General features: G+C 60.0%; 11 protein-coding genes. 8 read left to right on the top strand and 3 right to left on the bottom strand.

The features are described 5' to 3' along the window. Position 1 precedes the first annotated feature (1 nt). The 5 genes from ACR0AI_RS03270 (at position 2) to ACR0AI_RS03250 (ending at position 5,661) form a co-directional block, all read left to right on the top strand. A complete protein-coding gene (locus ACR0AI_RS03270; protein ID WP_480670717.1) occupies positions 2-1,045 on the top strand; it encodes a zinc-dependent alcohol dehydrogenase family protein in 1,044 nt (347 codons plus the stop codon). An 11-nt stretch (positions 1,046-1,056) separates the two neighbouring features. Then, positions 1,057-1,725: a phosphoribosylformylglycinamidine synthase subunit PurQ gene (gene purQ, locus ACR0AI_RS03265; protein WP_170467079.1), complete on the top strand. Its 669-nt coding sequence runs from the start codon at positions 1,057-1,059 to the stop codon at positions 1,723-1,725. Between the two features lie 69 nt (positions 1,726-1,794). Continuing rightward, the gene (locus ACR0AI_RS03260; protein ID WP_480701247.1) at positions 1,795-3,537 is read left to right on the top strand and encodes a sensor histidine kinase; all 1,743 of its coding nucleotides are present in this window, start codon (positions 1,795-1,797) and stop codon (positions 3,535-3,537) included. A gap of 14 nt (positions 3,538-3,551) precedes the next feature. Continuing rightward, positions 3,552-4,886, top strand: coding sequence for a sigma-54-dependent transcriptional regulator (locus ACR0AI_RS03255; protein WP_170373631.1), 1,335 nt, complete (start codon positions 3,552-3,554; stop codon positions 4,884-4,886). 256 nt (positions 4,887-5,142) lie between these two features. Then, positions 5,143-5,661 carry an outer membrane protein gene (locus ACR0AI_RS03250; protein WP_480670722.1) on the top strand — a complete coding sequence of 173 codons (519 nt, stop codon included), beginning with the start codon at positions 5,143-5,145 and terminating at the stop codon, positions 5,659-5,661. A gap of 6 nt (positions 5,662-5,667) precedes the next feature. Here the strand turns inward: ACR0AI_RS03250 and ACR0AI_RS03245 are convergent, their stop codons facing one another. Both ACR0AI_RS03245 and ACR0AI_RS03240 read right to left on the bottom strand, forming a co-directional pair. Further along, a complete protein-coding gene (locus ACR0AI_RS03245) occupies positions 5,668-6,855 on the bottom strand; it encodes a pyridoxal phosphate-dependent aminotransferase (RefSeq protein ID WP_480670724.1) in 1,188 nt (395 codons plus the stop codon). 57 nt (positions 6,856-6,912) lie between these two features. Beyond that, a complete protein-coding gene (locus tag ACR0AI_RS03240) occupies positions 6,913-7,257 on the bottom strand; it encodes an MmcQ/YjbR family DNA-binding protein (RefSeq protein ID WP_480670726.1) in 345 nt (114 codons plus the stop codon). Between the two features lie 206 nt (positions 7,258-7,463). Here ACR0AI_RS03240 and cysS point away from each other — a divergent pair, with 206 nt between their 5' ends. The 3 genes from cysS to ACR0AI_RS03225 are packed head-to-tail and all read left to right on the top strand — an operon-like array spanning position 7,464 to position 11,326. Beyond that, on the top strand, positions 7,464-8,855 hold the full coding sequence (gene cysS / locus ACR0AI_RS03235; RefSeq protein WP_480670728.1) for a cysteine--tRNA ligase: 1,392 nt from the start codon (positions 7,464-7,466) through the stop codon (positions 8,853-8,855). A 57-nt stretch (positions 8,856-8,912) separates the two neighbouring features. After that, the gene (cimA, locus tag ACR0AI_RS03230) at positions 8,913-10,547 is read left to right on the top strand and encodes a citramalate synthase (RefSeq protein WP_480670730.1); all 1,635 of its coding nucleotides are present in this window, start codon (positions 8,913-8,915) and stop codon (positions 10,545-10,547) included. Further along, complete coding sequence (locus tag ACR0AI_RS03225; protein ID WP_480670732.1) at positions 10,544-11,326, top strand: squalene/phytoene synthase family protein; 783 nt, start codon at positions 10,544-10,546, stop codon at positions 11,324-11,326. The genes cimA and ACR0AI_RS03225 overlap by 4 nt, the downstream gene beginning before the upstream one ends. Here ACR0AI_RS03225 and ACR0AI_RS03220 read toward each other — a convergent pair whose 3' ends face one another. Further along, the gene (locus tag ACR0AI_RS03220; protein ID WP_480670734.1) at positions 11,327-12,553 is read right to left on the bottom strand and encodes an MFS transporter; all 1,227 of its coding nucleotides are present in this window, start codon (positions 12,551-12,553) and stop codon (positions 11,327-11,329) included. Between the last annotated feature and the right edge of the window lie 53 nt (positions 12,554-12,606).

Here is a 12,606-nt window from a genome sequence, read left to right as displayed (position 1 = left end):
GATGCGGGCGGCGCGTCTGATCACCTATCGCCAGCCGCTAGAGCTGACCACCATTCCCGACCCGGAACCGGCCGAGGATGGCGTTGTCGTACGGGTGCTGGCCTGCGGCGTCTGCCGGTCAGATTGGCATGCGTGGTCGGGTTCGGACCCGGATGTGATCCTGCCGATGACTCCCGGCCACGAATATTGCGGCGAGGTTGTCGCTGTGGGCAGCCGTGTCCGCCGCTGGAAAACCGGTGATCGGGTGATTGCGCCTTTCATTCTGGCCTGTGGTCATTGCCAGGACTGCGCCCAAGGCAACCAAACCACCTGTGCCGACCAAGTCGTGCCGGGGTTTACCTGCGATGGTGCGTTCGCCGAGTATGTTGCGGTTTCGCATGCGGATGCCAATCTGACGGAACTGCCCGAGACACTCGCGCCCGAGATCGCGGCGGCGCTTGGATGTCGGGTCACGACCGCGTGGCAGGCGCTGGTTGGACGCTCGCAGCTGCGGGGCGGCGAATGGCTGGCCGTGTTCGGTGGGGGCGGAGTAGGGATCTCGACCCTGTTGTTGGGCAAAGCGATTGGCGCACGGGTGGTGGTCGTCGATATTTCGGACGACAAGTTGGGCTACGCGAAATCTCTGGGCGCGGATGCGGTTGTGAACGCGGCGACATGTGACGCGTCTGAGGCGGTGAAAGAGATCACTGGCGGCGGTGCCCATGTGGCGATTGAGGCGCTTGGTATTGAAGTCACGACCGTGGCGTCAATGCGGTCCCTGCGCAAACTGGGCCGGATGGTTCAAATCGGCATGCCTGCGGGCGATCATGCAGCTATGACGCTGCCGATGGACGTGCTCTATTCCGGTCAGCTTTCTGTATATGGAACACGAGGGATGCCCAGTTGGCGCTATCCATCGCTTCTGTCGTTGATCATGGGTTCGGATCTTGATCTCAGCCCGCTCGTGACACGACACGTATCTCTGAACCAGGTGAGTGAAGAACTCGCCGCTTTCGACGCTCCTGCACCTCCGGGTGTGGCGGTTGTCACTGATTTTACTTGCTAGGAGGGTCCGCCATGCGCGCAGCCGTCATCGTATTCCCCGGATCAAACTGCGACCGGGACCTTGCCGTAGCCTTTGAACAGGCCGGCTTCGCCGTTGACATGGTCTGGCACAAGGACGCCGCGTTGCCCGAGGGGGTCGACATCGTCGGCGTTCCCGGTGGCTTCTCTTATGGCGACTACCTGCGCTGTGGGGCCATCGCGGCGCAATCTCCGATCTGCAAGGCTGTGGTCGATCATACCGAGCGTGGCGGTTATGCCGTTGGTATCTGTAACGGTTTCCAGATCCTGACTGAGACCGGGATTCTGCCCGGTGCGCTGCTGCGCAATGCCGGTCTGAAATACATCTGCAAAACGGTTGGCCTGAAGGTCGAAACCAGCGACAGCGCCTTTACCCAGGGCTACAATGCAGGCGACGTGATCGGCATTCCGATTGCCCACCATGACGGCAACTATTTCGCCGATGACGCAACCTTGTCCGCGCTGAAGGATCAGGACCGGATCGCGTTCACCTATACCGAGAATCCAAACGGCTCGGTCGGGGATATCGCGGGCATCCTGTCGGAAAACCGTCGCGTTCTTGGCATGATGCCGCACCCCGAACGCGCAGCGGATGAGGGACATGGCGGCACCGACGGGACGGCATTGTTCCGCGCATTGTCGGGCGTTCTGGCCCCGGCGTGACTTGAGGTCGCCGCTCAGCCCGCGTAACTTTCGGGAATGAGTTCTGGCCTTCACTCGATCAAGGACAAGATGACCCGTCCATTTCGCGGCGCCCCCTTGGGGTGGCGGCTGCGTGTGGCTGTTATTCTGGTCCTTCTGACCGCCGTTGCGACGATCTGGGTGACGAACCGGTTGCTGACCGACCGGTTCACCGAGTCGACCCGCAACCGTGCCGAGCTGCGCCTAGCGTTATATTCCGGCAACCTCCTCAGCGAATTGCGACGCAACGCGATTGTGCCGCAGCTTCTGTCGCGGGACCCGACGCTAATCTCGGCGCTGCAATCCAGTGACTACCTGTTGTCCAGCCAGCGGCTGATCTCTTTCGTTGAAGAGATTGGGGCCGCGTCTTTGATGCTGATGGACGGCGATGGCGTGACGGTGGCGGCCACTGACCGCAATCGCCTGCTCGAAGGGCATCGCAATGCGCCCTATTTTGTGGACGCGATCCGCTCTAACGCGACGATTTTCACGGTTAGCCCGCGCGAAACCGGCGATTACAGCTTTGTCTATTCCCGCAGGATCGAGGCGAATTCCGAGATCCTCGGCGTGATCGTGGTTGAGGTCGACCTACAGAAATTCGAACGCGCCTGGGCCGGGATTTCCGACGCCGTTTTGGTGCGAGACAGCACCGGCAACATCATCCTGTCGACCGAGCCGCAATGGCGGGGGCTGGACGAAAGCTCGGCCATGTTGCGGCAGACGCCGGAAAGCGCGATCCAGCGTGCGCTTCGTGCCACGGCCGACTGGTCTGCGTTGCCGCCGGATGGCTATCTGGAAGGTGAGGCCGTCATACGGCTTGAGACCCGCATACCGTTCCGGGGCTGGCAGATGGCCTCGTTCACCACCTATGACTCGATCCGCGAAAAGGTGAACAGCGTTCTGGCGCTGGAAATCATGGGCTTTGCGATTCTCCTGGCGGCGGCGTTCTATCTGCTCAGCCGCCGCGCGGCGTCGCGCGTGGTTCTGTTCCAGCGCGAGTCGGCAGAGCTTCGCGCATTGAACGCAAGGCTACAGCGGGAAATCGCTGAGCGCGAACGGGTTGAAAAGACGTTGGATTTGGCGGAACAGACGCTTGCGCAAAGCTCGAAGCTGGCGGCCTTGGGTGAGATGTCGGCGGCGGTAAGTCACGAGCTTAATCAACCTCTGGCTGCAATGAAAACCTACCTTGCCGGGGCACGTCTGCTGCTGCGCAGAAACCGACCGGAAGAGGCCCTCGCCAGCTTTGGCCGCATTGATGGTCTGATCGAGCGGATGGGCGCGATTACCCGGCAGCTAAAGTCTTACGCGCGTAAGGGGGCGGATGCGTTTTCGCCAGTAAACCTTGGCGAAGCGCTGGCCTCGTCGCTGTCGATGATGGAGCCTCAGTTGCGGCAGCGCCATGTTAAGATCACGCAGATCCTCCCCGAAGACCCTGTCATTGTGATGGGGGACCGGATGCGGATTGAACAGGTGATGGTCAACCTCTTGCGCAACGCACTGGACGCCACCAAATCTGTGGCAGAGCCGGATGTCGAGATAATCCTGGCGGCGGGCGACACTGCGGTACTGACCGTGCGCGACAACGGGTATGGTATCAAGGATATCGAAAGCCTGTTTGAGCCCTTCTACACCACCAAGCAGCCAGGTGACGGGGTCGGGCTGGGGCTTGCTATCTCGTCTGGGATCGTGAACGACCATGGCGGACGGTTAACCGCACGCAACGGCCAAAAGGGTGGCGCGGTCTTTGAGATGCAACTGCCACTGGGAAGCGACGGCCTCCAGGCCGCTGAATAACACGAGGGAATACTATGGCACAGGCCATGAAAATCGCCATTGTCGATGACGAACAGGACATGCGCCAGTCGATCAGCCAATGGCTGGCACTGTCGGGATATGACACCGAAACCTTTGCCAGCGCCGAAGACGCGCTCAAGGTTCTGGGTCCAGATTACCCGGGGATCGTGATTTCGGACATCAAGATGCCCGGTATGGATGGCATTCAATTGCTGAAAAAGCTGATGGGGGCCGATAGTACGCTGCCCGTTATCATGATCACCGGTCACGGCGATGTGCCGATGGCGGTTGAGGCGATGCGCGTTGGCGCGTTTGATTTCCTTGAAAAGCCCTTCAACCCGGACCGCATGTCGGAACTGGCCAAACGCGCCAGCAACGCGCGGCGTCTGACGCTGGACAACCGGGCCCTACGGCGCGAGCTGTCCGGTGGTACCCAGATCATGAACAAACTGATCGGCGCCAGCCCGGTGATGGAGCGTCTGCGCGAGGATATCCTCGATCTGGGGCAGGCGGACGGTCATGTGCTGATCGACGGTGAGACGGGTACCGGCAAGACGCTTGTGGCGCACGCTCTGCACGCCGTTGGCAGCCGCGCGGGCAAGAAATTCGTTCTGGTGTCCTGCGCGGCGCTGGAGGAAGAAGTGCTGTCGAAACGCCTGTTCGGCCCGATGATGCCCGAGGATGCGCAGCTTCCCGCGATTGAAGAGGCGCGCGGCGGCACGCTGGTGCTGGAAGATGTCGAGGCGTTGAGCGACACGTTGCAGGCCCGTCTGCTGAGCGTGATGAATGAGCAGGGGACACCGGCAGAAACGCGGATCGTGGCGATCTCGAACCTGCAAGAGGCCGGCAAGACCTCCGAAGACGTTCTGCGCCCGGATCTGTTCTATCGTCTGGCCGCGCTTCGTATCACCATGCCGCCGCTGCGACAGCGCGGTGAGGACATCCTGACGCTGTTCACCCGCCTCAGCGAGCAATTCGCCGAGGAATATGGATGTGATGCCCCGCAGGTCAGTGCGCAGGAAGCGGCGCAGCTGTTGCAGGCCCCGTGGCCGGGCAATGTTCGCCAGTTGATCAACATCGCCGAACGTGCGGTGCTGCAATCGCGGCGTGGCTCGGGAACGATTGCGTCCTTGCTGATGTCCGATCACGAGGAAATGCAGCCGGTCATGACCACTGAGGGCAAACCTCTGAAGGAATACGTAGAAGCGTTCGAACGAATGCTGATCGACAACACCATGCGCCGCCACAAGGGCTCGATCGCGTCGGTGATGGATGAGCTTTGCCTGCCGCGCCGGACGCTGAACGAGAAGATGGCGAAATACGGTCTGCAGCGGTCCGACTATCTTTAAGAACCACGCAGGCGCTTATTCAACGCTCCGATCACGCAAGTGGTTGGGGCGTTTTTTATGGTGAAAAGGTTCGCGCTGGGTTTTTGGACGTATCTTAAAGAGATTTTAACCCGTTATAGGGGAAATCTGTTATACTGCATTCACTTATCGTTGATGCAGATTTGAATTTAACAGAGGCGTTCCTAGGTTAAACACTCAAATAAGCGGGTGTTTGGTCCGCAAAGAAACCGTCAATGCGCCTGATTTGGAGACGTGTATGAAGCCCCTCTCAACCCTCATTGTCGCTGCGACGATGGCGATGACCAGCCCGGCCTCGGCCGAGGACTGGACAGGGGCCTATGCGGGGTTCAGCTTTGGTTACGCGGATGCGGACGGGTCCGGTGGCGCAGATGGCAACGATACTGTTTTTGGTCCTCATGTCGGGTATGACCGCGATTTCGGTGCCTTCGTTCTGGGCGGTGAACTGGAATATAACCGCCTGTCCCTCAATCTTGGTCAGGATCAGGGCAGCGTCGACAGTATCACCCGGCTGAAGATTCGCGGCGGGTATGATTTTGGCGCGGCAATGGGGTATGTCGTGGTCGGCGCTGCGCGTGTTGAAACCTCGGAAGAGAACGACACAGCGGCGGTTTATGGCATTGGCATTGCCTATCCCATCGGCGACAATTTCGTGATCAGTGGCGAAGCGTTGCGGCAGGATTTTGACGATGTCACCCGTTCGGGCGGTGGGTTGGACACGAATATCTTCAACCTGCGGACGACGTTCCGGTTCTAAGCACCCTCACTCGGCGGCTTGCTGACCTGCCATTTCGGATGCGAAGGCACAGATCGTCTTCAGAGCCGTTTCGAAACGATCGTCATCGACAGTCATGGCAACGCGGACGTGTCCTGCAGCGGCTGTACCGAAGCTCTCGCCGGGCATGACGGCAATCGCGTGTTTGTCGAGAAGGGCATTTGCAAACCCCTCACCGGTCAGACCGGTCGCACGGATATCCAACATCAGGTACATCGCACCATCCGCGGGGACGAGGCCGATGGTATTCTGTTCGGCCAGCACCTCTAGCGCGCGGGCCCGGCGACGACGGAAGGGGGCTGCAATTTCATCTTCGAGCGTTGTGCCCGCGTTCAGGGCAAAGCTTGCGGCATCCTGAATGAAGCCGGGAACGCCATAGGTGGTGTGGGTGGCGAGATTGATGAGGTGGCTGATGACCTCTTCCGGGCCAATGATCCAGCCGCAACGTGATCCGGTCATGGCGTGGGATTTCGACATGGACCCGACGACCAGAGTGCGGTCGGCCATACAGGGCAGCGCGCGTGGAGACAGATGCGCGCCATTCCATATCTGTGTGTCGTAAACCTCATCCGAGATCAGCCACAGGTCGCGCTTCTGGCACAGCTCGGCGATGGCCTTCAGTGTCTCGGGTGAATAAACAACTCCGGTCGGGTTGTTCGGCGTGTTGATCAGCAATGACACAGCGCCATCGGCCATGTCCTCGATCTGTTCGGCACGCGGTTGAAAGGCATTTTCAGCTGTGGTCTGAACCACCCGCGCTACAGCGCCGGTTCCTCTAATGGTGCCGGGATAGGTGGCGTAGTAGGGGTCAAGGAACAACCCGACGTCGCCGGGGTTGCACACGGCCATATGTGCGGCAAACAACCCCGCCTGTCCGCCCGGGGTGATCAGGACATTCTTTCGGGTGGTTGGTACTCCGGTCCGGGTCTGAACCCGCGCGGCGACCGTGTCACGCAGTAGATCGGTGCCCGGCACCATGGCATAACCGGTATGGCCGTCTCGGGCCGATCGGTTCATCGCTTCCAGGATCGAGGCATCGGTGCCGATGTCGTGTTCGCCGATTGTCAGCTGAGTCACGGCGTGGCCTTCGGCGATCATACGGCGCGCGCGATAGAACACTTCCCATCCGTCGCTGCCGCCTCCAGTGATCTGCGTGATGCGATCTGACAGTTTCATGAGCTTGCCTCGGTTTGTCTTTGTGGCGACAGGGGCAGAGCGATCCGAATTTGTCAATCAGCTTCGCGCAGGAAGGGTGGCCTGAACCTTTTTCGTGAGCGATGCACGCACCAGATCGTAAGAGGCGGAAAGGCGGTGTCGCATCTCGTCTTCATCCGCGTCAAAGGGCAGGCGAACCCAGCTGCGGTGGAAATATGGGGCTTTCACACCGACACCCGCATCAATCAGCATCTGCGCGGTTTCGATATCGGGAGTTTTGACCGAAACGCCATCATTCGCAGTCCCGATGCAGGCGAACATCTTATTGCCGACCTTCCACGCATCATGCCCACCGCCCCAAGGATCCGACCATTCGGCCCCCGGCAGGTCGCGGCAGATTGAGTTGACGAAATCCCTGCTCATGCGCGCAGAGTGCTGGAGAAGACGCGCGAACTCAAGCCTTGGCTTGGCGCGTGACGCATGTTATGCCGAGCAGATGAACCGGATGATCTGCACCATTATTTGCTGCATTACCTGCTGAATTCTCAAGCGGGCCGGTTTCTTTCGTTTTCATCCCTGAGACAAGTTGCTAAGCCCGCGCCAACGCGCAAGCTTTAGGAGCCCGAGTGATGACGACAATCAAGCTGCACAATACACGGACGCGGATGAAGGAAGACTTCGTTCCGATCGATTCCGACAACGTGCGGATGTATGTCTGCGGGCCCACTGTCTATGACCGGGCCCATCTGGGCAATGCGCGGCCCGTGGTGGTTTTCGATGTCCTGTATCGGTTGCTGCGCCATGTCTACGGTGCGGATCAGGTTACTTACGTACGCAATTTCACCGACGTGGATGACAAGATCAACGCCACCGCTCTGGCCCGCAAACAGGCTGGCGCCGAGGAGTCCTTGGAGCAGTTGGTGCAGGAACGATCTGATGAGACTATCGGCTGGTATCTGCATGACATGGGCGCGCTTGGGGCGTTGGAGCCGAACGCGATGCCGCGCGCGACCGAGTATATCGCGCAGATGATCGAAATGATCGAGGGGCTGATCGCGAAGGACCATGCCTACGCCGCGGAAGGTCATGTGCTGTTTGCCGTCGATAGCTGGAAATCGGGGTATGGCAAGCTTTCCGGTCGCTCGGTCGATGACATGATTGCCGGAGCGCGGGTTGAGGTTGCGCCTTACAAAAAGAACCCGATGGATTTTGTGCTGTGGAAGCCCTCGACCGATGAGCTTCCGGGGTGGGACTCGCCTTGGGGTCGGGGCCGTCCGGGGTGGCATATTGAATGCTCGGCCATGAGCTATGAACTGCTGGGCGCGAGTTTTGACATTCACGGCGGCGGCAATGATCTGATGTTCCCCCACCATGAGAATGAGATCGCCCAGAGCTGCTGCGCCCACCCGGAGGGTGAGTTTGCGCGCGTCTGGTTGCATAACGAGATGCTGCAGGTCGAAGGCAAGAAGATGTCCAAATCGCTGGGCAATTTCTTCACTGTGCATGACTTGCTAGAACAGGGCGTGCCGGGTGAGGTGATCCGCTTTGTTTTCCTGCAGACCCACTATCGCAAGCCGATGGACTGGACCGAGAAGAAGGCGCGTGAAGCAGAGGCGACGTTGCGCAAATGGCGGGCGCTGGCAGCGGGCATCGAGCCCGCCGCCAGCGCGGCCCCCTCGGTCATCGAGGCGCTGGCGGACGACCTGAACACGGCGGGTGCCATCGCGGAACTGCACCGTTTGGCTGCGGATGGAGATGCGGCGGCTCTGCTTGCCAGCGCACAAGTTCTCGGGCTTTTGGGCAATGATATGGGCGCTTGGGCCGAAGCGATGGATCTGAGCACTTTCGCTGCCCGGTTGGCTGAAGCACGGGCCGAAGCGATGCAAAGCAAGGACTTCTCAGAAGTGGACCGTTTGAAATCCGCTTTTGTCGCCGCAGGTCTGGAAGTGCGCATGAGCAAAGAAGGCGTTGAACTGGTTCCGGCTGCGGGATTTGATGCGTCGAAACTGGAAGATGTTTGAAGGAAATCCGCGCGCCACGTGGAAAGATCGACTACTCTGGGCCAGCGGGAGCAAGCCATGACCAAGGAACGCCTCTATCTTTATGACACGACCCTCCGTGACGGGCAGCAGACTCAGGGTGTGCAGTTCTCGACGGCAGAGAAAGTGCAGATCGCGCAGGCATTGGACGCGCTGGGGGTGGACTATATCGAAGGTGGTTGGCCTGGTGCAAACCCGACAGATAGCGCGTTTTTCGAGGTCGCTCCGAAGACCTCGGCCCGGTTGACGGCTTTTGGGATGACCAAGCGCTCTGGGCGGTCGGCCGAGAATGACGATGTGCTTGCCGCCGTTATGAATGCCGGGACGCAGGCCGTCTGTTTGGTGGGTAAATCGCATGACTACCACGTGACCCATGCGCTTGGCATTTCGCTTGAAGAGAATGTCGAGAACGTCCGCGCCTCGGTCGCGCATCTTGTTGCGCAAGGGCGTGAGGCGCTGTTCGACGCCGAGCATTTCTTTGACGGCTACAAGGACAACCCGACCTATGCGACCGAGGTCTGCCGGGCCGCGTTGGACGCGGGCGCGCGTTGGGTGGTGTTGTGTGACACGAATGGCGGTGCTTTGCCATCCGAGGTCGGGTGCATCGTGTCCGAGTTGATCGCCACAGGTTTGCCGGGGGACCGGCTGGGTATTCACACCCATAACGACACGGAAAACGCCGTGGCATGTTCACTGGCCGCTGTCGATGCGGGTGCGCGCCAGATTCAGGGAACTCTCAACGGGTTGGGAGAGCGATGTGGCAATGCCAACCTGACCGCTCTGATCCCAACTTTGCTGTTGAAGGAGCCTTATGCCTCAGGGTTCGAGATTGGTGTGAACCCGAACGCGCTGGCCGGTCTGACGCGGGTGAGCCGGATGTTGGACGATATCCTGAACCGGGTGCCGAGCAAGCAGGCGGCTTACGTTGGGGCCTCGGCCTTTGCGCACAAGGCGGGGCTGCATGCGAGTGCGATCCTCAAGGATCCATCGACCTACGAACATATCGACCCGGCGACGGTAGGGAACACGCGGATCATCCCGATGTCGAACCAGGCCGGGCAATCGAACCTGCGCAAACGGCTGACCGACGCAGGCCTGATGGTTGAAAAGGGGGATCCCGCCCTTGGCCGTATCCTCGACCGGATCAAACAGCGCGAGGCTGAGGGGTATTCTTACGACACCGCTCAGGCGAGTTTCGAACTGCTGGCGCGTGATGAGCTGGGGCAGATGCCCGAGTTCTTTGAGGTCAAGCGCTACAAGGTCACCGTTGAACGCCGCAAGAATAAGTACAACAAAATGGTCAGCCTGTCCGAGGCCGTGGTTGTGGTAAAAGTGGACGGTGAAAAGAAGCTCTCGGTCAGTGAGTCGGTGGATGATCAAGGTAGCGACCGAGGGCCGGTGAACGCGCTGTCCAAGGCGCTTGCAAAGGATCTTGGGCAGTATTCGCAGGTGCTGTCTGATATGCGGCTGGTGGACTTCAAAGTGCGGATCACCCAAGGCGGAACCGAGGCGGTGACCCGCGTCATCATCGACAGCGAAGACGGGCAGGGGCGGCATTGGTCGACCGTGGGTGTAAGTGCCAACATAGTCGACGCCTCGTTCGAAGCGCTGCTGGAGGCGATCCAGTGGAAACTCGTCCGCGATAGTGGGCATCGGAAAGCGGCGGCTGAGTGACCGCCGTTTTTGACGAAGACGTAAAGGCTTGTGCGGCCCTTGTGCAAAAGGCCGATCCGGACCGATTTCTTGCCGCCATGGCCTCGCCCGTCGAAGCGAGGACCACTCTGTTTCCGATTTATGCGCTGAATGCCGAAATCGCGCGCGCACCGTGGGTTACACAAGAGGCGGTGATTGCCGAAATGCGCCTGCAATGGTGGCGAGATGCGCTGCAGGAAATTGCTGAAGGGCAACAGGTGCGGCGGCATGAGGTGGTGACCCCCCTGTCTAGGGCATTGTCGCCACATCTGGCCGGTTTGCTGGATGAATATGTGGCTGTCAGGCGGTGGGATATCTATCGAGATCCGTTTGAAGATACAGAGCATTTCGAGAATTACATCGACCAAAGCGCTGGCACATTGCTGGTGGTCGCTGCGCAATCCCTCGGGGCTGCGGATGAGGGCGATTTGCGCGATTTTGGCTATGCGGTCGGCGTCGCAAACTGGTTTCGGGCCATTCCGGAGCTGGAGGCCCGAGGGCGGATTCCCTTGCTCGACGGCACTGAAGACGGAGTGCGTACATTGGCCGACACTGCGCTGAGGCGGTTGAAATCGGCGCGCAGAAGGCGATCTGAGGTTTCCCGCGCCGCTCGCCCGGCTCTCTATGCCGGTTGGCAGGCCGAGTGGGTTTTGCGGAAGGTTCTGGCCAATCCCGCGCGTGTCGCGCGCGGGGATCTGGCGCAGGGGGAACTCGGGCGCAGGATCTCTCTGATGTGGACGGCCAGCACGGGCCGTTGGTGATCAGACCGTGTCCGGCTCGGCCGGGCGCATGACTAGCCACAACAGTGCGCCTCCGGCCAATGTGAGCAGGGGAACCATGGCAAGGTTCACAGCCGTCCACCCTTCGATCGGGGACCCACCCGAGCAGTTCATCAAGCCACCCGATGCCAGCGAGGCAAAGGTCACGCCCCCAAAAACCAGAAGGTCGTTCATGCCCTGCATCCGGCCACGCTCGCTGACGTCATGAGAATCGGCCAGCATCGAAGTCGCGCCGATAAAGCCGAAGTTCCAACCGATCCCCAGCAGGATCAAAGCGACAAAAAAGTTGCCAAGCTCCACCCCTTGAAGGGCGACAACGCCTGCGGCACCGAGAATTGCAAGGCCGAGCGCAACGATCTTTTCGACGCCGAAACGGGCGATCAGATGGCCGGTGAAGAAGCTGGGAATATACATGGCAAGCACGTGGCCAGTCACTACATCTGCGGCATCATTGGCCGTGTATCCGCACCCGACCACAGCCAGAGGGGTCGAGGTCATCACGAGGTTCATCAGCGCGTAGGACACCATGGCGCAAATGATGGCGACGGCGATCCGAGGTGTCTTCAACATCTCGATACGCGACCGGCCTTTGGGGCTGTCTTCGCTCGCGCGTGGCGGCGTGGGGATGTCGAGAAAGAAGAACAGTGCCGAGCCGATGACATTGATGCCGATCACAGCCAGATAGGTGCCCAGGAACGGAATGACATAGGCCGTTGAGGTCAGCTTGACGATCTGCGGGCCAATAATGGCGGCTGCGAGCCCGCCCGCCATCACGTAAGAGATGGCCTTAGGCCGGAACGCGTCCGATGCCGTGTCCGCCGCCGCAAAACGGTAGAACCCGTGTGCGCTCATGTAGATTCCGGTCAACAGGCTGCCGATCAGGAAGACCGTGAAAGAGCCCAGATACAAACCATATGCTCCGATCAAACCGCCAAGCGCACCGGCGGTTGTACCGACCAGAAAACCGGCGCGGCGGCCCCAGCGTTGCATGATCGCAGAAATAGGCGTGGCCGCCAGCATCGATCCCAAAACGATCAGCGATATGGGCAGCGTCGCAAGGCAGGCGTTTGTGGCCAGCGATTGGCCGGCCAGCCCTCCGACAATGAACATCATTGGCATCTGCGCGCCCAGAACAGCTTGCGCTGCCACAAGGACTGCAACGTTGCGCTTGGCTTGATAGTCGTTCGGAGTCTCTGAAATCACAGTCATGACGCCATGCGTATCGGCGATCTGCGGCTTGCACAAGCGGGTTGCATACGCGG

This window comes from Ruegeria sp. BG3 (assembly GCF_056538485.1).
Note: the sequence above shows the minus strand (reverse complement) of the source record. Positions and strands in the feature narration are given on the sequence as shown.

Coding starts and splice junctions, on each gene's coding strand:
- ACR0AI_RS03260 (WP_480701247.1), top strand. CDS start 1,795: ATGACCCGTCCATTTCGCGGCGCCCCCTTGGGGTGGCGGCTGCGTGTG.
- ACR0AI_RS03255 (WP_170373631.1), top strand. CDS start 3,552: ATGGCACAGGCCATGAAAATCGCCATTGTCGATGACGAACAGGACATG.
- ACR0AI_RS03220 (WP_480670734.1), bottom strand. CDS start 12,553: ATGACTGTGATTTCAGAGACTCCGAACGACTATCAAGCCAAGCGCAAC.
- ACR0AI_RS03250 (WP_480670722.1), top strand. CDS start 5,143: ATGAAGCCCCTCTCAACCCTCATTGTCGCTGCGACGATGGCGATGACC.
- purQ (WP_170467079.1), top strand. CDS start 1,057: ATGCGCGCAGCCGTCATCGTATTCCCCGGATCAAACTGCGACCGGGAC.
- cimA (WP_480670730.1), top strand. CDS start 8,913: ATGACCAAGGAACGCCTCTATCTTTATGACACGACCCTCCGTGACGGG.
- cysS (WP_480670728.1), top strand. CDS start 7,464: ATGACGACAATCAAGCTGCACAATACACGGACGCGGATGAAGGAAGAC.
- ACR0AI_RS03245 (WP_480670724.1), bottom strand. CDS start 6,855: ATGAAACTGTCAGATCGCATCACGCAGATCACTGGAGGCGGCAGCGAC.
- ACR0AI_RS03240 (WP_480670726.1), bottom strand. CDS start 7,257: ATGAGCAGGGATTTCGTCAACTCAATCTGCCGCGACCTGCCGGGGGCC.
- ACR0AI_RS03270 (WP_480670717.1), top strand. CDS start 2: ATGCGGGCGGCGCGTCTGATCACCTATCGCCAGCCGCTAGAGCTGACC.